Here is a 20,875-nt window from a genome sequence, read left to right as displayed (position 1 = left end):
TCAGGGGTGAATGTCTACCCATCTGACTCCATCGAGCTTCCGGCATGACTCCTAAATGGCTTTTATTGATTTCCGTTTTTCTGGTAGCGTGGCCGTTACGTGCTCAACAATCGAAGACCGCTACGATAACGGGCGTTGTGCATACCGCTGACGGTAAACCGATGGAGTTTGTGAACGTATTCCTGCTGAAAGCGGCCGATTCGAGTCTGGTTAAAGGAGCGGTTACGGATCAGCTTGGCCGCTACGAATTTGCGTCAGTAGGAGTCGGCACGTACCGTGTCTCGGCAAATGGACTTGGTTTTCAACGTGTCTATTCAGAATCTTTCGAGTTGAATGCGGGCAAGCAAACGTATCAGGTACCGCTGTTCGCACTTCAGGAGTTAGCGCAGCAGTTGGCTCATGTGACTATCAAAGCCCAGAAACCATTCATTGAGCAACAGATCGATAAAACGATACTAAACGTAGAAAATAGTTTGGTAGCCAGCGGAGGTACTGTGCTGGAGATTCTGGAAAAGGCACCGGGTGTTGTTGTCGATCTACAAGCTGAACGAATTAGTCTAAAAGGTCGGGAGAACGTACTGGTCATGATCGATGGCAAGCCAAGTTATCTGTCAGTCGGCCAGGTTATGGAACTGCTACGGAATACGCCCAGCAATTCAGTCGAAACCATTGAACTGATTAGTAATCCATCATCGCGCTACGATGCCGCTGGTACGGCTGGAATTATCAATATCCGACTGAAGCGAAACCGATCGGATCAGGCTTTGAGTGGGAACGTAACACTTGGCGTAGGGCAGGGGCGTTTCCCTAAATACAATGCCTCGGCGTTGCTGAATGCGCGCCGTGGGAAATGGGCTTTGTTCGGCAACTACGCCTTCGATAAACGTGATTACTGGTCCGTAGCCAACATCGACCGACGCTTGTCGCCCAATGGCGTACCAACGTTGATTCGTCAGACTAGCTACCGACCAATTCAGAATACGGGGCATACGTATCGGTTGGGAGTTGATTTTGCGCCGGATAAACGTAATACGTTCAGCGTTCTTGTTAATGGAATGAGCACGGGGCAAAAATCGCAGGGAGGAACCGATAGTGATACGTATCAATCCGACGTATTAACGTTGTCGGAACGAACGCAGAATACTAATCGTCGAACAATTAGCCGGTTAGCCGTTAATGGTAACTATCGACACGTGTTTGATTCAACGCGTCGGGGAGGGAAAGAACACGAATTGCTGGTGGATATCGACTATTCGGATGCATCATTTCGGCCATCGGAGCAGTTTGAAACCCGGTATCTGAATACCAGAGAAGAAGAAATTGGCCCGCGTGCATATCAGCGGCTAAACACGACATCTAACGCGCTGATTCGGGCTGCCAAACTCGATTATAGCTATCCCTTCGATAAACGTACTACGTTGGAGATGGGGCTAAAAGGTAGCTACGTTACGTTGGGAAATGATTTGCTCGTCGAGACTCAATCGGCCGAAGCAGGTCAAACCGCTCCCTGGCTGGTCGATACGTCCCGAAGCAATCAGTTTACGTATCGCGAACGTATTATTGCCGGTTATTTTACGGCTCGTCGTACCTGGGGTGACTGGACGTTGCAGGTGGGCTTGCGGGCGGAGCAGACGCAAAATGAAGCCGAGTCCGTTACGGCTAACGCTGTGGTGGAGCGCTCGTATATCAATCTGTTCCCGAGTGTTACGTTAACCCGAAACCTAGGCGAGAACCATCAGTTTCAGTATTCATTTGGCCGACGAATTGACCGGCCGGATTATCAATACCTGAATCCATTCATTCGAATTTTTAGCCCGTATGCCTATCAACAGGGGAATCCCTATCTGAAACCACAGTATACCGATGCGTTTCAGGTTGCTTACAGCTATAAGCAGGAAACAACAATCAGTGCCGGTTTTAATCGAATAACCGATGTTATTGTCGATATAAACGAGCAGAACGATCTGACCGGGGCAACGCGGATCACATTTGCCAATCTGGCCGAGCAGATGAGCATTAACGTAACGGGAAGTATTCCGTACCGATTTGCATCCTGGTGGTCGTCCCGCAACACGGGCAGTGTCTTATATAACGCTTATCAGGCCGAGCTGGCGGGCTCACCGCTGAACTACACCTGGTTTACGACGAACCTGTCAACCACGCATAGCTTTCTACTAGGTCGCGGACTAACGGGCGAATTAATCGCTACGTACAATTCGCCCTACGTCTACAGCCAGAACAAGATGCAGGCCTTTGGCCAGGTAAGCATTGGTCTCCAGCAAACCCTATGGCAGAAAAAAGCTGTGTTGCGATTCAACTGGAGCGATCTGTTGCAGACACAGCGATTCAGAGGGGCCGTTGATTTTCAGCAAATGAATTTCCGATTTGCCACCTACAGCGAGACCCGGATTGCCCGGTTGACATTTACCTACAATGTTGGGAATAAAAGCGTAAAAGGAGCGACCAACCGCAAAACGGTTTCGGAAGAAGAGCAAGGGCGAATGAATTGACTCGTAACCGTTTGTAGCCCGGATAAAATGAACTGGATTAACCAGGTGAATCGGTTTTGTTCGTTTCAGCAAAGTAAGTACTGGTACCTTTAAAAGAATAGTTGTGAAATTAAATTGATTGATAGTCAGATATATATAGATGTTGGATAATTTTAGGAGCTATCCATACTTTCTGCATAATGTTAAAACTGAAATCGATTACGCTTACAACTGGTATAAGTTTATCGGGTTGGCTAGTTTGTAGCGGCTTTATTGGTTTATTGTCGGTCAACTACCTGGTTACGGAGGGCTTGCTAGGCGATGGCTTGTGTTACGCAGCTATATCCCGCAATATGGCTGCTGGGCAGGGGACTTTCTGGAGACCCTTTTATTCGACATCCTATTGGTTGCCCTACAATCCGGAAGTGAGGGCTTTTTATGAGCACCCGCCACTTATGTTTGGCATTCAGTCCTATTTTTTTCGCTGGTTTGGCGACACACTCTGGACAGAAAAAATTTATTCTATAACGGTCCTACTGCTTACCATTTTGCTGATTGCCCAACTCTGGAAGCTGTCTCTGCCCGAAAATTCACCACTACGTTCGTATGCCTGGGCACCAGTAATGATATGGTATTCGTTTTCAATCGTTCATTGGGCTAGTCTGCAAAATTTGCTCGATAGTACCCTTTCTTTGTTCTGTCTGCTCGCTATTTTGCTGGTGCTACGTGGTATGCAGCAACCGTATTCGGGCCGTAGCTGGCTGCTGGGGACGGGCGCTGTACTGTCGATAATGGCGGCTTTTTTAACGAAAGGCCCGGTCAGTTTACATGTCCTCGGTTTTCCTGTTTTGTATGGGGTTCTCTTTTCTTCATTTCGATTGTTCCGGCGGAATGTTGTTTGGGTTTTGGGATTAGGAGTGGGTTTTAGCCTGTTGTTCATTTTGCTTCTATTATACGAACCGGCCCAGCACAATCTATCCATGTACATACAGCAGCAGATTTGGGCATCAGTAACCAACAAGCGAGAGTTGACGGGGCGATTTGTACTGATAGAATTTTTAATCAGAGACATACTATTGATTACGGTTGTATTGCTGGGTGTTTATGGAGTAGGACGTTTATTGAAGCTATATCCGGCAAAGGAGGGATCGTCGATACGAGTAGGGGTGTTTTGGGTATGTGTGGGGCTAAGTGTTGTGTGTCCTATGCTGATCAGCAAAAAGCAGTATGCTCATTATTTGCTGCCCGCTTTGCCTTATCTGGCGCTGGGCCTGGCTAACTGGCTCTTTTATGCTTTGCTGCCGATTGTTCGTCAGTTTGCGCATTGGCCATTTTATAGGGGATCCATGCTAACAGGTGGGTTTTTATTATGGGCGATTACGCTGGTCAATGCTAATAACAGGGTGGGCGATTTCGTTGAGGACCATCGGGTACTGTTAACCGATATCCATACAATCGGCCGTACGGTACCTCGTCAAAGCCTGCTGGGCGTTTTCCCCGATTTAATGATTCAATTTCCGCTGCATCCTTATTTACAACGGTATTATCAAATTGATATGGCAACGTTTAAGAGCCTGCCTCCGTATGCCATGTTAGCGATGGCGGCCCCAAAAGGTCAGGCTGATAGTTTGTTGTCAATCGGGTACTCCCCAATCTCGGTTACATTAAATCAGTTTCGCTTGTACAAGCGAGCATCAATTAAATGATTACCAGTTAGATAGTTAATTGGTCATGCCGGTCCATGCTGACACGGCGACCTATAAAAAGCGAATCAGGTTGGTTGGCTGGCGGTTGATATCTATCTTTGCCCCATGAAATCTGCCACGTCCCTGTTTTTGGGTATTCTCCTGTTCGTAGGCAGTCTGTTTCCTCAGACTGACGTGGAAGAAGTGTTCAAGCTGCCGTATTTACTGGCCCATTATCAGACGCACAAGCTGACAGCCAGTGCTGATTTCACCTTCTGGCAGTTTCTGGATATGCATTACAATGCATCCTCCAGGCATGCTAAGCAGCCCCACGAAGGGGTGAAAATCCCGCTCTACAATCATCTGTCGACTGGATTTATTTTTACTCTGACTCAGCCCCAGCCCAGGCACATACCGTCCATGCTGGAAGAACTGATTCCGTGGCCACAGGTGAATTTCGCCTACGAGAACCTGTATTCGTACCAGACTATCTCCTTTCTATTCCAGCCTCCGCAACGAGGATAATTCGTCCCGATCGTATTGGCTTATGACCGAATAGGTGCCTGTGGGCGCGTGTTCGGCCTACGAGCTATTTATTCTCAACGAGTTATTCTTATCATGCTACATACAATTATCCAGTTCTCTGTGAAGAACAAACTGGTCATTGGTCTATTCATGCTCGTCTGGATTACCTACGGAGCCTATGAAGTGACCCAATTGCCCATTGATGCCGTTCCTGATATTACCAATAATCAGGTTCAGGTTATAACAACGGCTCCCTCACTGGGGGCGGAGGACGTAGAACGGCTTATTACGTTCCCGATCGAACAGGCGATTAGCAATATTCCTGGCATTAAAGAAAGTCGCAGTATATCCCGATTTGGCCTGTCGCTGATTACCATCGTATTTACCGACGATGCCGACGTATATTGGGCCCGTCAGCAGGTGACAGAGCGATTGTCGCAGGTTGACATGAACGAAAATGCTGGTAAACCCGAACTGGCTCCGGTTACAACCGGACTGGGAGAAATTTACCAGTACGTAGTAAAGCCTAAAAAAGGCTTTGAAAGACGTTACTCTCTGGCCGATCTACGCACGGTTCAGGATTGGATCATACGTCGGCAGTTGCTGGGTACGCCCGGTGTGGCGGATGTTGCTACGTTTGGTGGCGAGTTGAAACAATATGAAGTGGCGGTTAATCCAGCGCGGTTAAAATCCCTGAACCTGACTATCAGCGATGTCTTTACGGCTTTAAACCGCAATAATCAGAATACGGGCGGTGCCTACATTGAGAAGGGGCCGTCGGTTCTCTACATTCGAAGTATTGGTCTGGCTAAAACGGAAGAGGATATCGGTCAGATTGTTGTCAAAAACAATAGCAGTGGTACGCCTGTATTAATTAGCCATGTTGCTGATGTGAGAACCGGGTCGGCCATTCGTTACGGTGCTTTAACCATGGCCGGACAGGGAGAACTGGCAGGTGGGATCGTCATGATGCTCAAAGGCGGGAATTCGTCGGACGTGATTCAGCAGGTGAAGAAGCGCATTGCCGCCATCCAGAAAACATTGCCCGAGGGGCTGGAAATCGAATCGTTTCAGGACCGGACCAAAATGGTCAATAATGCCATCGGTACTGTGGAGCATAATCTGATGGAAGGCGCGCTGATTGTGGTGCTCATACTGGTCCTGTTTCTGGGCAATTTGCGAGCGGGGCTGATTGTGGCTTCGGTTATTCCCCTGTCGATGCTGTTTGCTATTACGATGATGAATACGTTCGGCGTCAGCGGGAATCTGATGAGCCTGGGTGCGCTGGATTTCGGCCTGATTGTCGATGGCGCCGTTATTATCGTTGAAGCTATTCTGCATCATCTCCATTCATCAGACCACTATGCTACTACCGATCGGATCTCCCAGAAAGCGATGGATAAAGAAGTCTCCAACTCGGCTTCGCAGATGATGAATGCGGCCGTTTTCGGGCAGATTATAATCCTGATCGTATACCTGCCGATACTGTCGTTGTCGGGTATTGAAGGGAAGATGTTCAAGCCGATGGCCCAGACAGTTGCTTTTGCCATTACAGGGGCTTTTATCCTGTCGCTGACCTACGTACCGATGATTAGCTCCCTGTTGATCAGCAAGACAATCAGTCACAAACCTACCTTGTCGGACCGGATGATGGCCGTTATTGACAACGGCTACCAGCGATTACTGATACGGGCGTTACGTATCCGCAAGCTACTGGTAGGGCTGGCTTTTGGGCTTCTGGGGATAGCCGTCGTGCTGTTTACCTGGATGGGGGGAGAGTTTATCCCGCAGTTGGAAGAAGGCGATTTCGCGACAGAGACGCGGTTATTGGTGGGAACCAATCTGAGTACGACCATCGATGCCATCAACCGGATTTCGCAACGTTTGAAATCTGCCTATCCTGAGGTAGAGAAGATTGTAGCCCGAATCGGTAGCGCCGAAATTCCGACCGATCCGATGCCCATAGAAGGTGGCGATATGATCATTGTCCTGAAAGATAAAGCTGACTGGACTAGTGCCAGCTCGTTTCCGGAACTGGCCACCAAGATGGCTGCCACCGTGCAGCAGGTTATGCCGGGCGTCACAACGGGTTTTCAATATCCGGTGCAGATGCGCTTTAATGAGTTGATGACGGGAGCGAAACAGGATGTCGTGTGCAAAATCTTCGGCGAAGATCTGAATAAATTGGCGGCCTATGCCGATAAACTGGGGGCCATCAGCAAAACCGTGAAAGGAACGGCCGACTGGTACGTAGAAAAGGTAACCGGAATGCCGCAGATTGTTATCGAGTTTAATCGACGGGAAATCGCGAAATATGGGTTGGCTATCGACGACATAAACCGGACAATCAATGCTGCGTTTGCGGGAGCGGCTGCCGGAAAAATCTACGAGGGAGAAAAACGGTTCGATCTGGTTGTCAGGGTTGGTGATGAGGGACGTCGAAGTATAACAGACGTACAGAACTTACCCATTTCTACGCCAAGCGGTATCCAGATTCCGCTGTATCAGGTCGCTACGATTCGTGAGGTTGAAGGACCTAATCAGATTCAGCGCGAGAATACTCGCCGACGGATTATCGTCGGTTTTAACGTGCGCGGCCGTGACGTAGAGTCGATTGTGGAAGAATTGCAGCAAAAGGTAAATGCGTCCATGACCTTCGAGCCAGGCTATACCATTACGTATGGTGGAGCTTTTGAAAATTTGCAGCAGGCGAAAGCCCGGTTAAGTATTGCGGTGCCGGTGGCGTTGCTGCTGATTTTCGGTATGCTCTATTTCACGTTTTCGTCGGTTAAAGAGGGCGCGCTTATTTACACCGCCATTCCATTGTCGGCAATCGGGGGCGTATTTGCGCTGGCGTTACGTGGTATGCCATTCAGTATTTCGGCGGGTGTGGGCTTCATTGCGTTATTTGGCGTAGCGGTGCTGAATGGTATTGTTCTGATTTCGGAATTTAATCGGCTTAAGCGGGAAGGACAGATCACCGATCCGTTCGAACTCATTCTCACCGGAACAAAGAACCGATTGCGACCAGTTTTGATGACAGCAGCCGTGGCATCGCTGGGGTTTTTACCGATGGCCCTCAGTAACGGAGCTGGCGCTGAAGTACAGCGACCATTGGCCACCGTCGTTATCGGTGGATTGATTTCTGCTACGTTACTAACGTTGTTTGTGCTGCCTGCGCTGTATTCGTTGGTGGAAGGGAAACCGAAAACGCGAAAGAAGCCGGTTGCTACGTTGTTGATGTTGCTCGCGTTGACAGGGTCAGTTAGTTATGCGCAAACGCCACTCAAACCTATAAAACTAGACGATGCTATTCGGATGGCCGTAGACAGAAACGGTCAGATGCGTACTGCCAGTCTGACTGTTGAAGCTGCGCAACGATCACAGTCAACGGCATTCGATATCGCCAAAACCAGCATCAGTGCCGATTATGGGAAAATTAACAGTGTAGGCAACGATACACGAATCGGCATCAGTCAGAGTTTCAGTTTCCCGTCGGTATATGGAAACCAGCGTAAGGTTTTGGAAGCCAGTTATGCCGCAGCCCAGGCGCAGCGCCGACTAACCGAACAGGAACTACGAGCGGCTGTTCGGCAGATCTATTTTGATTATGCTGTGTTGGTTGAGCGTAAAAAACTGCTGACCTACGCGGATAGCTTGTTTCGCTTGTTTGAATCCAAATCAGAGCTTCGCTTTAAAAAAGGAGCGGCCAATGTGCTGGAGAAAACAGCGGCCGAGTCGCAACGTCAGCAGATTTCTAACCAACTGACGATGCTTAGCAAAGACATAGCAGTTGCCCTGCAGCAATTTAACTTTTTTGTTCAAGGTGATCAACGCTACGTTCCTCAACTGGATCGTGTCAAAATTGAGCATTTACCGGTTAGGCTGGACACCGGTATTGTTTGGGAACAACTATCCCCGATTGATTTAGCCAGAAAGCAAGAGCGGGTTTCACAGTATCGGTGGCAGACGGAGAAGGCCCGACTACTTCCCGATTTCATGGTTGGTTATAATAACCAGAGTTTTGTTGGGTCGCAGCTGGTTAATGGCCAGGAGCAAACGTTCGGTAGTAACAACCGATTTGGTTACGTCAGCGCTGGTATTAGCGTTCCATTGTTTTTCAAGGCGCAGTCGGCTCGTATCGAGGCTGCTAAACTGGATTGGCAGCGTAGTCAGCAGCAGGCCAATTACGTTCAGTTGCAGCTGGAAACCGAGTTGGCGAACGCGCAGCTTCTTACCCAGAAATACCGGGAAAGCCTGGCTTACTACGAAGGTACGGGCCTCAGTAATGCCGACATAATCATTGCCACTGCCGACCAGCAATTTCAGGGTGGGGAAATCGATTATCTGCAATACGTTATTCTGGTCAATCAGGCCATTGGTATTAAAGCTGAATACATTACGGTACTGGGTAATTACAACCAGGCTGTTATCCAATTACTTAAGTTGAACAATCTGTAAAATCATGAAACGATATATAATCATCGGGCTTAGTCTGCTCATTCTGGGTGCTTGTCAATCCCATACGAGTGATTCGGCCGATGCAACGCCAAAAGAAGACATTAAGGTAGCGACCAATGAAGTTGCTTTTTCGCCCAGCCAGCTACAAAGTGTTGGTATAGAAACGGGTACTCCTAAACGATCAGCGGTCAGCGGAATGCTGACTCTTCAGGGGACAATAGCCATTCCTCCACAAAACACGGTTAGCGTAAGTTTTCCGCTGGGGGGCTATCTGAAATCGTCCAAAATGCTACCGGGAATGGGTGTCCGTAAGGGGCAGGTGTTGGCTGAACTGGAAGATATGCAGTTTATTCAGCTTCAGCAGGATTACCTGACGGCCAAAGCCCAGTTTGTGCTGGCCGAGAGTGAATTTAGTCGTCAGCGCGATTTAAACGCCAGCAAAGCCAGCAGCGATAAGGTATTTCAACAGGCGCGGGCGGATATGGAAACGCAACGTATTCTGATGAGTGCATTAGCTCAGAAATTGTCGGTAATCGGCATCAATCCGGCAACGCTCAAACCGGAGAATATATCGAAGAGCGTATCGATTCTGTCGCCTATAAATGGATACGTAACGAAAGTGAATGTCAACGTAGGTAAATATACCGCTCCCACCGACATGCTGTTTGAACTCATCGATCCGGACGATATTCACCTAATCCTGAATGTATTTGAAAAGGACCTGAACGAATTGTCGGTTGGTCAGCAGGTGATGGCCTACACAAATGCCGATTCACGAAAAAAATACCCCGCAGAAATCATACTGATCAATAAAAATCTGAATCAGGATCGCATGGCTGAAGTTCAATGTCACTTTAAGCAGTACAGTCCTGTTCTGGCGATCGGTACGTTCATGAATGGCGATGTGGCTATTAAAAACAAAATAGCCCTCACTGTCCCTGAAGATGCTGTTGTTCGTTGGGGGAACAAATCCTATGTTTTTATAGATAGGGGAAATGGTGTATTTAAAATGGTCGACATCACACCCGGCGTAACAAACCAGGGATATCAGCAGCTAACGGGTGCAGGGATCACCGAACAGACTAAGTTAGTGGTGAAGAACGCTTATGCCCTGCTGATGAAAATTAAGAATACAGAAGGGGAATAGACGAACAGGCCATTCCAGTTAACGTAGTGAGTGACGTTTGTCAAACGTGCTACGTTAGCTGGAATGGAAAAGAAAAAACGCCCTCAATGGAAGAAGGCGTTTTTTGCTGGTATTTGAATACAACCTGAATTGAAAAAAGCAATGCTTGCGCTGATCTAACTAATCAGCTAACGAGTCAAAATTGGTAAATAAAAAGATTTAATACAACTTTTTGGGTAAATATTAATTTCCGGGTAAAAAATGGACCTTTATAAGAGTTAATCCCCAAAATCAGAAAGCAGATTTTGGGGATTAATGGGTAAAAACCTAGTTGAGGGAGAGTGACTTGAGCCGAGAGAGCAGTCAGTTTAATTCATATACAACTTTTACTACGGCGTTCAATCTAAAAGTTTGTTGAACTGCATTTATTGGGCGATCAGTCTGATAGCTATTCATATACGAAAGCATTGTTGTAGCTCGTAAGGTGGATATAACCTCGTTTTCATCCGTATCACCAAGACGTACAATACCTTTTATTGAGCGTGAAACCGCTTTGGCCAGTCGATCGGCTTTTCGTTGGGCATTGACCACCGCCTGCTCAAATAATCGAAGCTCAATGTCTCGTTGGTTGCTAAGTGAAAAAGTGGTTGCTACATCTGTAAATCCATTTGAGGCTATGTGTTGTTGAATGTCGGCATAGCGTTTCAAATCCCCAAACTTGATAAGTACCCGTTGAAATCCTTTAAATTTATCGGAAGGCGGGTTACCCATAGAAAAGTCACGTTCCTTACGCACAAGAAGCAGTTGGGTTTGTATGTCCTTTGCCGGTACTTTAAGCTCCGTTAGCATCGCCAAAATTCGTTCACGGGCTGCTTTATGCTGCTCGTAAACCATAGTGATGTCTTTTTCGTCCGAGAATGACAAGTTGATGTTGAGCGTTGCCTGATCGGCCATAACTTCTTCGGAGGCTTCGCCAAGCACAGTCAGATGGTTGTTGGTTGCCTGGGCAGACAAAGAGGTACAATAACCAATTGCCAGCAGAAGCAGGAACGGTACGTAGATGAGCCGCATGAGTATGAAGATTACGCGTTGATTCTGTAATATTAGTGACTTATAGCCTCAATCGAAACAAAATGCTTCTGATTTAAGGGCAAATTGTCGGCGTTCCAGTCAATATCCTGAACAAAGGCTGCCATCCGAACGGGGCAATCGGCAACCCGGCAGTAGTGGCAGCATTCTTTCTGACACGGATCTGTGTGGACAAAAATTTCAACCTCAACCTGAAAACCATCCTTTAGTGTGTCTTCAAAATGATGCACTTCGTCGTGAACCTGATTGAGTGTCCAATAGTGGGGAAGGGTTAAATGACAGTCGATATGAAGATCTGCACCGTACTTCTGCACCCGTAGGTTGTGTACATCAATCCAGTTCTGATCTTTATGAACGTTCAGCAACGTAACGACACGATCCAGCGTTGGTCCATCGGTTTCGTCCATTAGCCGGGCCACCGACTGGCGAGCCAGTTGAAACCCACTGTAAATAATAGCAAAAGAGAGAATTAGGGATATGGCGGCATCAATCCATTGCATGTCCGTGAGGACGACCAGCGCTACGCCCAGCATCACGGCAAGGCTACTTGCCGTATCCGTAAGCAGATGGCGACCATCGGCCATGAGCGCACTGGAATCTGTCTGGCGACCAGTACGGATAAGCATCCAGCCCACGAAGGCATTGGCTAGAGCGGTTAGTCCGATTAAGCCAAAGCCCACATCCAGATTCGCCAGCTCTTTGGGTTCGAAAAAACTTAAAATCGATTGCCAGAGGATAACCAGACCTGCCGAGAGAATCATCGCCCCCTCAAAACCGGAGGATAAAAACTCGATTTTACCGTGGCCATATGGATGGTTCTGGTCGCGGGGCTGACCGGCCAGATAAATACTGTAGAAGGCAAAACCACTGGCTATTACGTTCACAATGGACTCAACAGCGTCGCTGAGAATAGCTGTAGAGTACGTCAGAAAATAAGCCGTGAATTTAAGAACCAGCAGAACAATGCTCAGGCCCAGCGATACGCCCATCCATCGGTATTTTATGCGCTGACTGGCACTCATGAAGTGTTACGGTTTCTAGTTTGTGGCCACAAAGGTAGCAATTCATAGCCGTAATGTTCGTACTTTCGTCGGCATGAACGAGACTGAAAACCCCTGGAAAACGCTTGAATCGTCTGTTAAGTACGAAAATCCCTGGCTTTCTATTCGGCACGAAGAGGTTGTCACACCGGCCGGTACGCCGGGTATTTATGGTGTGGTTAGCTTTAAGAATAAGGCTGTTGGGGTGATTCCAATTGATGAAGATGGTAATACGTATCTGGTGGGACAATACCGGTATCCACTCAACGAATATTCGTGGGAAATTCCGGAAGGTGGCTCTCCACTGAATACCGATCCACTGGAGTCCGCTAAACGGGAACTGCGGGAAGAAACCGGGCTGGAGGCAAAAAAATGGACTAAAGTTGCCCGTATTCATACCTCAAATTCGGCTACTGACGAAGAGGGCTTCCTTTACATTGCCGAAGAGCTTGTACAGGGTCAGCATGAGCCCGAAGAAACCGAAGATCTGCGAATCTGGAAGTTACCACTGTCGGAGGCTGTCGATATGGTGATGTCGAGTCGCATCACAGACTCGCTTAGTGTGAGTGGCCTATTGATCGTTGCCCGAATGCGGGGAATTTAAACACCGTGTATCGTTTTTGGTTTAGAGCTTATAAGGTATGGCCCGGTCAACGAACCAGACCCTGTCTTATAATCATGAACCACACATTACAAATCAGTTTTTGCTTGTGTTTTTACCTATCCTATTTGGTTTTTTAGTTGGCGTTGCCCTTTGTCTTACCTTCGGAACGGTGTTCTTTGCGCTGATACAGAACAGCGTCGATAATGGCTTTCGATCTGGTCTCAAAATAGTTTTCGGCGTAATAACCGGTGATACGTTGTTCGTGCTGGCTGCCTTGCTCGGAACATCATTTATGCCCGAAATAAAGGGCCTGGATAATATATTGGCGGCTGTTGGTGTTGTTTTTCTGATCGCTATGGGGCTGGTGAACATTCTCAAGGGAACTCCCCGGTTAGCATACCCTAAAACTCGTTTCGGCAATTTCGTCTATTATTTTACGACAGGCTTTTTCCTGAACGCCCTGAATCCGGTCAACTTTGTATCGTGGGTGGCGATTGTCGCCTATATCCGATCGCACTTACATTACGATACCGGCCAGCAATATGCGTTTATGACTGCCAGTCTTGTTGGCGTATTTGCTATGGAAACAGCATTGGCTTATTACGCCAACCGGCTGAAGCGATTTTTTACGCCACGGGTGGTAACGATCTTTAACCGGACAACGGGCGTTGTCTTCCTGATTGGTGCCGCTAACATTACGTATACGCGGTTGCTAGAACCCCTGTCAAAAGCTATCAACTGGTAAGTGTAAGAATGACTTTTTTTTGCCGTCCCGACCAGCGGACCCGCCGGAACGGCAAAAGACGATCATTACTTAGCCAGGAATGCCTGCCATTCAGCAATAAGATTCTTTTTCAGCACGCGGGGGAATTTGTGTTGTCCACCCATTTTTCCCTTCGATTCCATCCAGTCATAAAAGGTTTTGGCGGGCAGTACGGTCACCGTAATTTCTTTAAGCGCGTGTTTCCGCTCAACGGCATAGTCGTCATTGAGTTCTTTTAGTTTGGCATCAATCCGGTCGCGAAGAGCGGTAGGGTCCACTACGTCGTCGGTCCCGATGTACCAGTGGTGGGCAAACAACGTATCGTGCGATATGCCCGCAACGGTGAACTCCCGTACCGAAATACCCAACTCCTGCGATACCAGTTCAACGGCCTTGTTCATATTGTCGACCGACAAATGCTCTCCGCAAAGGCTCAGGAAGTGCTTAGTACGTCCCGTAATGACAATCTCAGAGCGTTTTTTGCTGACAAATCGAATCGTGTCTCCGATCAGATACCGCCAGGCCCCCGAACAAGTGGAAATCAGCAGGGCGTATTCTTTCCCTTCTTCCACCTCATCGATCATGAGCGTCTGCGGGTTGGCTACTAATTCGCCGTCGGGCGAAAAGTTTTTCTCGTTAAAGGGAATAAATTCGAAGAACAGACCATTGTTGAGTACCAACTGCATCCCTTCTGCATTGGGGTGAGCTTGGTAAGCGATAAAGCCCTCCGAAGCCAGATACGTCTCGATGTACGTAATGGGATGGGCCAGCAACTTCTCAAACCCTTTCCGATATGGCTCAAACGATACGCCCCCGTGACAGAAAACCATCAGATTGGGCCATACATCATGGATCGTTTTTACATTATAGCGCGCTATAATTTTCTCCATCAACAACTGAATCCAGGCCGGAACACCCACTACGTAGCCAATGTCCCAACTACCCGCCTGCTCCGTAATTTCATCCAGTTTCAGCGCCCAGTCGCGTTCCTGAGCAATTTCTTTGCCTGGCTTGTAAAAGCGCTGGAACCAGTAGGGAATCTGGCTGGCGGTAATGCCGCTCAAATCACCCTCATAATGGCCTTCCCGGGCGTTAAGGTTAGTGCTGCCACCGAGCATCAGGTAGCCTTTCTCGTAGAGCGTGGAGGGTAGGTTCTGATAAAGACCGAGCGTCAGAATATGTCGAATACTGGTTCGTTGAATAGCCTTCGACATTGATTTCGTAACCGGAATATACTTGGACGCTGCTTCTGACGTACCGGAACTAAGAGCAAAATACTTAACCCGGCCCGGCCATGCTACGTCTTTTTCACCATCCAGTGATCGTTTCCACCACCGGTCGAACATGGAGTTGTAGTCATGAATGGGAACCTGCTGTTTAAACTTCTCATAGAATTCACGAGGGGTTCCAAATTCGGCTGCACTAAGCAGGCTTTCAAAATGATACGTAGTGCCGAAGTCCGTAAAACGAGCCTTACTGACCAGTTTGCGGAACGCTTTACGTTGCTGCTTAAAAGGGTTGGTTTTACGTAACCTTACGGCGTTCGTCAGACGAATACCGTTTTTTAGCATACTGCCTAAAAGTGCCATAGTTGAGAGATGTTAGGAAGTACGAGATATGAAAAGAACGTTTAAATAGCCCTTATATCATACATCATACGGTACACATCCTTAAAGTTTCCAGTTTTTTAGTTCGTCGAGCATGCCATATGAAGTCAGATCGTATTGACAGGGGACAACGGATGTATAATTCTGCGAAAGCGCATACTCGTCGGTATCTTCGGCATGAGTGTCGAAATTGACGAAATCGCCTGCCATCCAGAAATACCGGCGACCGTGCGGGTCGCGTCGCTCATCAAATTCTTCCTGCCATTTGGCATTGGCCTGGCGGCAGATCCGAATTCCTTTCAATGGCTCTGCTGTTCGGGCCGGGAAATTTACGTTCAAAGCGGTACCCCTCTGCAGGCCGCGCTCCAGCACACTACGGGTGATGGTCAGAATATGGTCGCGTGTGTGCGAAAAATCGGCCTGGCTGGTGAAATCGTTCAGCGAAAAGCCAATGGCAGGAATTCCTTCGATAGCGGCTTCGATAGCAGCCGACATGGTTCCGGAGTATAAGATACTGATCGACGAGTTGCTGCCGTGGTTGATGCCACTCACGACCAGATCGGGAGAACGGTCTTTCAATACGTGATGCTTGGCCAGTTTAACGCAATCGGCGGGGGTGCCAGAACATTCGTAGGCGGGAACATCGCCAAATATATCAGAAGGGTAGAGTCGAATCGGGTTAGAAATGGTAATCGCATGGCCCATGCCAGATTGTGGACTATTGGGGGCCACCACCACAACTGAACCTAGTTGCTTCATCAGTTCGACAAGCGTGCGAATTCCGACGGAGGTAATACCGTCGTCGTTGGTTACTAATATCAGAGGCTTTTGATCGGCCATAAACAAGATGTTTTGCTAGCGTAGGCTGGAGGATAGTTCGGCAACGATCTGCCGACTGGCAACCAACCACTATATTTGTTGCAAAACTACGTAAATACGCAAGAACGTGTCGACTAAACTTCGTACCGCCAGTCCTGAAGACATACCGACTATCATCCAGTTGCAGGAACAAATCTGGGAGCCAACCTATCGGTCCATATTAGAACCCGATCAGATTGAGTATATGTTTGCCGCCATGTATTCGCCCGAAGCGCTTCTGGAACAGATGACTAGGATGGGCCATACGTTTGTTTTGCTGGAGGTCGACGAAGGGGAAGCGAAACCTGTGCTACGTGGATTTGCGGCTTTTGCGCCCTACGTGGCCGATACTAAAATTTATAAACTGCATAAAATTTACGTGCTTCCGGCCACCCAGGGTAGTGGCTACGGCAAATTGCTGATTCAGGAAATAGAGCAGCGATGTCAGGAATTGGGAGCGGAAGAGTTGCAGTTGAACGTCAATCGGTTCAACAAAGCCCTCCATTTTTATCAGAAACAGGGGTTTCGCGTAGTACGGGAAGAGGACATCGCCATTGGGTCTTACTGGATGAATGATTACATCATGAGTAAACCACTACGTGAGCCGTTCGTTCGTAATTCCAATCAGGTATGACGTATCATGGGCTCATTTCAATTGTTATACCGTTATATCATGAAGCGGATAACATTCCCCCGTTGCTGGAACGGATTCGGGAATCCCTTCAAGCGCTACGTTATGAATTGATTCTGGTCGACGACGGCTCACGCGACAGGACCGTAGAGGCCGTCAAGAAGGCGGCTGATGGACATACAAAGCTCATCGTGCTGGCCAGAAACTATGGACAAACGACTGCGATGGCGGCTGGTATTGCCGCTGCTATGGGTGATTATGTTATTACGTTAGACGGTGATTTGCAAAATGATCCGGCCGATATTCCCCGGATGCTGCATCTTGCTGAATCGGGAAATTGGGATGTAGTGGCTGGAAATCGGGCGAACCGGCAGGATGGCGTTGTATTACGTAAAATACCCAGTCGATTCGCTAATGCCATGATACGCTGGTTTACGGGAGTGCACCTAAAAGATTACGGATGTACGCTGAAAGTATTTCGTCGGAACGTAGCACAGCAACTCGGGTTATATGGTGAATTGCACCGGTTTATTCCGGTATTAGCGGCTATGCAGGGAGCCAGAATGACGCAGATGGATGTGCAGCATCACCCTCGGGTTCACGGCGTGTCGAAGTATGGCCTGGGTCGGGTAGGAAAGGTCCTGGCAGATCTTCTGGTCGTGCTTTTTCTCCAGCGCTATTTCCATCGACCAATGCGTTTGTTTGCACCAGTGGCAACTTTTTCTATACTGACTGGGGTTGTTACCGGTTTTTATTTGCTAATACGTTTGGTGGTAAATCAACCAACTGTTGCCGTTAACTGGCTCATACTGATAGCTGTACTCGTGTTAGCGGGGCTAATGCTACTGGCCTTTGGGCTGATTGCTGAAATGCAGATGCGTACTTATTTCGAATCGGAGGGAAAGACGACCTACCGGGTGCGGGACGTATTTACCGGTGGCAGTAGACTCGACTAGCAAAGCCCTGGATGTGATCCGTTAAAATTTAGCACCAGCCTCTTTCATCATCTGCTTTAGGTCAGGTTGATTTTTAATTAGCTCAACCTCAATGTTTTCGAACGTACCATTTTCAAATGTATTGTAGGTGCGGGCAGTACCCAACAGTTTTATCTCGTTAAGCTTGCCGCTTACTTTCCCGGAAATGGTTGCTTTGTCGGCGCCCGTTTGCCACTTAGTGATCTCAACTTTGAAAGCAGTATCCCCCTTTCCGTTCACAAAGCCAAACAGTGTGGTGTGATCGGCTTTGCCGTCAGTAGCACCGGAGAAATTCACTTCCATATCCTTAACCGTGTAGGTAAACGGAGATTCTTTCGGGTTGAAAATCTGAATGGTCAGCACGCGGTCGTCGGGCGACATTGTGGACGAAAACTGAAGTTGCAGATACGGTTTCTCTGTATAGTTTTTAACCCCTTTCCTGAATAGAGAAGCGCCTTTGTAAGCCACTTTTGCCGTAAACGGTTTTCCATCCAGCGTACAACTAAAGTTTCCTTTGGACGTAGTACTCGAAATAGGAGCCGATTTTTCTACAGGGTTGAACGTATACGGATAAACTTTGTAGCCTTTCCGCAGATAATCTTTTCCCGTGGTGGCATCGTCGGTTGTTTTGAACTCAATAAAAGCGACGCTACCAGATTGGACTTCATTGACTTCTTTTTTTGGTTGATCCAGCAAACTCATCTTCGTGATGGTGGCGGAAAATTTTCTGCCCGTTTCCGCATAGATAGCCAGTTTGTCCGATTTTTTTAACGTCCCCGACAGTATGTTTATAGATCCGTAGAATTCGGTATTGGACTCGCCTACATAGATATCGCTGGTTTCGGCCGTAAACGACTGAGCCATTGCCAGCTGGACGCACAGCATAAGTACAACAAGCAGACTTTTCATGAGTTTCTTAGTGAGCTAATCGGTAGGAATAAATACCCAGAAATGAACACGCGAATATGGGTGCCAAAAGACGTAAAAATAGCTATGTCAAGCAAGTGCCAATCTGACCGTTTACTCAATCCCAGATACAACAAAAAGGGCCAAAATATGCCAGCACTCGATGACACGTTTTGGCCCTTTTGGGGAATATGATAAATGCCAGTTGGCTTACTACTCTAATGAAATAGTCAACGGTTGACCCTGCCGACTTTTGAAGCCTTGCAGGGGCGAATACGTTAGCGTTTCTTTGCCGTAATATCCCGTGCCGTCATACGCGCGCAGGTTCGGATCTTCCTTACAGGCATCCGTGCAGGTACCCTGATGCGCTGCTCCACAGGCTTCGCAGAGGGTAAAATGGTTATTGCAGGCCGGACTGGCGCAGTTTACCATGCGACTGGTTGATGTGCCACACCGAAGGCAGGTCGATACAACGGTCGGGTTCACGTGATTGACCGGAACCGTTACGCGGTTGTCGAATACGTAGCATTCGCCATCGAAATCTTCACCACCCGCTTCAATGCCGTATTTAATGATACCGCCATGAAGCTGATACACATTATCGAAACCCTGCGAAATAAGGTAAGCCGAGGCTTTTTCACACTTGATGCCGCCTGTGCAATACGTAATGATCTTCTTATTGGATCCTTTCAGATGCTCAATTTCCTGAATATGCTCGGGCAGCTCACGCAGGTTTTCCATATCGAAAGTAATGGCTCCCTTGAATTTCCCTACTGAATGCTCATAGTTGGAACGCATATCAACCAGCACGACGTCCGGATCGTTTTTCAGGTTCTTAAATTCGTCGGGCTCAACGTAAATGCCTGTTTGTTTTAACGGGTCAACGGGAAATTCAGAGTGAACAATTTCGTTTTTGACCCGAACGTGTAGTTTCTGAAACGTGTGCTTGTCTGACTCATCAATTTTAAACTCGACTCCGGCAAACCGAGGATCGGCCTGGAGCGTAGCCATATAGGCGTCACAATCGGCTGACAGACCCGATACAGTGCCATTTAATCCCTCTGGAGCTACTATTATCCGGCCAAGCAAATTGAGTTGAAGACACAGCAAGTGATGTTCCTCGCGATATTGCTCCGGATTTTCGATCGGCGAATAGATATAATACAGAAGAACGCGGTACGGTTTCATTTGTCAAACAGGAAAAGCGTTAATGACTGATCAGTGGTCTCTGTGCACACTCATTAACTGAAATTTACTGCAAAAATAAACCCATTTTGGTCAAGTTCGTTCCATAACAGGAAGGTTTGCGTTTACCCGTTTCGCGTTTAGTGAGTTTCTCTAGCTTGTTTTAAAGCGATTGCTTTATTTGTTACGTGTTCTATTCATTACGTTTAGCATTATCATTACGTATGCACATCGCCATTACTGGAAATATCGGAGCAGGAAAAACGACGTTAGCCAGTCTGTTAGCCAGACATTATAATTGGGAGGTTTTGTATGAAGCCGTTGACGACAATCCTTATCTGGCTGATTTTTACAATGATATGCGTCGCTGGGCTTTCAATCTTCAGATTTACTTCCTGAATAGCCGGTTTGCGCAAATGCGTCGGGTATTAACGGTGGCTAAAGAAGATCATCGATCCATTATTCAGGATCGGACCATCTATGAAGATGCGTCTATTTTTGCCCGAAATCTTCACCAGATCGGTACGTTAAGTGACCGCGACTATCAAACGTATCGAAACGTATTTGAGAATATGATCAGCCTGGTTCATCCGCCCGATCTGATGATTTATTTGCGGGCCGATTTGCCTAAACTACGCAGGCAGATTCGTAAGCGGGGCCGCTCGTTCGAAAAAGCGATTAGTGATGATTACCTGGAAAGTTTGAACAAACTCTACGAAGAGTTTGTACGGACGTATCGGAGCGGGGAGTTACTCATTATTGATGTCAATCAGTTGGATTATCACGAACGACCCGACGATTTTACGATGATCACGCAGTTAATCGATGAACGATTAATCAAGTTTGCCAGCCGAAATACGTAGTAAAGGCCAGTGCTCCAAAATCTTTTTTAACTGGCGTAGGGGGGAACCGATAACTAGGTGTCATAGTGC

The 20,875-nt window shown here is 47.7% G+C and carries 16 protein-coding genes; 10 read left to right on the top strand and 6 right to left on the bottom strand.

Annotated features, from left to right (window positions below):
- Positions 1-44 precede the first annotated feature (44 nt).
- The 5 genes from GK108_RS10740 to GK108_RS10720 all read left to right on the top strand — a co-directional run bounded on the left by GK108_RS10740 (position 45) and on the right by GK108_RS10720 (position 10,307).
- Positions 45-2,510 carry an outer membrane beta-barrel protein gene (locus GK108_RS10740; RefSeq protein WP_163947202.1) on the top strand — a complete coding sequence of 822 codons (2,466 nt, stop codon included), beginning with the start codon at positions 45-47 and terminating at the stop codon, positions 2,508-2,510.
- 179 nt (positions 2,511-2,689) lie between these two features.
- On the top strand, positions 2,690-4,195 hold the full coding sequence (locus tag GK108_RS10735; protein WP_163947199.1) for an ArnT family glycosyltransferase: 1,506 nt from the start codon (positions 2,690-2,692) through the stop codon (positions 4,193-4,195).
- 105 nt (positions 4,196-4,300) lie between these two features.
- Positions 4,301-4,699: a hypothetical protein gene (locus GK108_RS10730; protein WP_163947196.1), complete on the top strand. Its 399-nt coding sequence runs from the start codon at positions 4,301-4,303 to the stop codon at positions 4,697-4,699.
- A 93-nt stretch (positions 4,700-4,792) separates the two neighbouring features.
- A complete protein-coding gene (locus tag GK108_RS10725; RefSeq protein ID WP_163947193.1) occupies positions 4,793-9,160 on the top strand; it encodes a CusA/CzcA family heavy metal efflux RND transporter in 4,368 nt (1,455 codons plus the stop codon).
- A 4-nt stretch (positions 9,161-9,164) separates the two neighbouring features.
- The gene (locus tag GK108_RS10720) at positions 9,165-10,307 is read left to right on the top strand and encodes an efflux RND transporter periplasmic adaptor subunit (protein ID WP_163947190.1); all 1,143 of its coding nucleotides are present in this window, start codon (positions 9,165-9,167) and stop codon (positions 10,305-10,307) included.
- Positions 10,308-10,649: 342 nt separating this feature from the next.
- Here the strand turns inward: GK108_RS10720 and GK108_RS10715 are convergent, their stop codons facing one another.
- Positions 10,650-11,357 (bottom strand): SIMPL domain-containing protein, encoded by a 708-nt coding sequence (locus GK108_RS10715; protein ID WP_163947187.1) that lies wholly within the window; start codon positions 11,355-11,357, stop codon positions 10,650-10,652.
- 32 nt (positions 11,358-11,389) lie between these two features.
- Entirely contained in the window at positions 11,390-12,397 is a 1,008-nt protein-coding gene (locus GK108_RS10710; protein WP_163947184.1) for a cation diffusion facilitator family transporter, read from the bottom strand.
- 73 nt (positions 12,398-12,470) lie between these two features.
- Here GK108_RS10710 and GK108_RS10705 point away from each other — a divergent pair, with 73 nt between their 5' ends.
- Both GK108_RS10705 and GK108_RS10700 read left to right on the top strand, forming a co-directional pair.
- Positions 12,471-13,019 carry an NUDIX domain-containing protein gene (locus tag GK108_RS10705; protein ID WP_163947181.1) on the top strand — a complete coding sequence of 183 codons (549 nt, stop codon included), beginning with the start codon at positions 12,471-12,473 and terminating at the stop codon, positions 13,017-13,019.
- A gap of 106 nt (positions 13,020-13,125) precedes the next feature.
- On the top strand, positions 13,126-13,764 hold the full coding sequence (locus GK108_RS10700; RefSeq protein ID WP_163948545.1) for a LysE family translocator: 639 nt from the start codon (positions 13,126-13,128) through the stop codon (positions 13,762-13,764).
- 65 nt (positions 13,765-13,829) lie between these two features.
- On the opposite strand, the gene GK108_RS10695 is transcribed toward GK108_RS10700, so the two are convergent.
- Both GK108_RS10695 and surE read right to left on the bottom strand, forming a co-directional pair.
- On the bottom strand, positions 13,830-15,371 hold the full coding sequence (locus tag GK108_RS10695; RefSeq protein WP_163947178.1) for a GH3 family domain-containing protein: 1,542 nt from the start codon (positions 15,369-15,371) through the stop codon (positions 13,830-13,832).
- 81 nt (positions 15,372-15,452) lie between these two features.
- The gene (surE, locus tag GK108_RS10690) at positions 15,453-16,229 is read right to left on the bottom strand and encodes a 5'/3'-nucleotidase SurE (RefSeq protein WP_163947175.1); all 777 of its coding nucleotides are present in this window, start codon (positions 16,227-16,229) and stop codon (positions 15,453-15,455) included.
- Positions 16,230-16,335: 106 nt separating this feature from the next.
- Here surE and GK108_RS10685 point away from each other — a divergent pair, with 106 nt between their 5' ends.
- Positions 16,336-16,881, top strand: coding sequence for a GNAT family N-acetyltransferase (locus GK108_RS10685; protein WP_163947172.1), 546 nt, complete (start codon positions 16,336-16,338; stop codon positions 16,879-16,881).
- Positions 16,878-17,834: a glycosyltransferase family 2 protein gene (locus GK108_RS10680; RefSeq protein ID WP_163947169.1), complete on the top strand. Its 957-nt coding sequence runs from the start codon at positions 16,878-16,880 to the stop codon at positions 17,832-17,834. The genes GK108_RS10685 and GK108_RS10680 overlap by 4 nt, the downstream gene beginning before the upstream one ends.
- Positions 17,835-17,855: 21 nt before the next feature.
- On the opposite strand, the gene GK108_RS10675 is transcribed toward GK108_RS10680, so the two are convergent.
- Positions 17,856-18,761, bottom strand: coding sequence for a hypothetical protein (locus tag GK108_RS10675; RefSeq protein WP_163947166.1), 906 nt, complete (start codon positions 18,759-18,761; stop codon positions 17,856-17,858).
- Positions 18,762-18,971: 210 nt separating this feature from the next.
- Positions 18,972-19,946, bottom strand: coding sequence for an oxygen-dependent tRNA uridine(34) hydroxylase TrhO (trhO, locus tag GK108_RS10670; protein ID WP_163947164.1), 975 nt, complete (start codon positions 19,944-19,946; stop codon positions 18,972-18,974).
- Positions 19,947-20,167: 221 nt separating this feature from the next.
- Between trhO and GK108_RS10665 the strand changes: the two genes are divergently transcribed.
- Complete coding sequence (locus GK108_RS10665) at positions 20,168-20,806, top strand: deoxynucleoside kinase (RefSeq protein ID WP_163947161.1); 639 nt, start codon at positions 20,168-20,170, stop codon at positions 20,804-20,806.
- Positions 20,807-20,875 lie beyond the last annotated feature (69 nt).

Origin of the sequence: Spirosoma terrae (genome assembly GCF_010435915.1) — a bacterium.
GTDB classification, from domain to species: Bacteria; Bacteroidota; Bacteroidia; order Cytophagales; family Spirosomataceae; genus Spirosoma; species Spirosoma terrae.
Note: the sequence above shows the minus strand (reverse complement) of the source record. Positions and strands in the feature narration are given on the sequence as shown.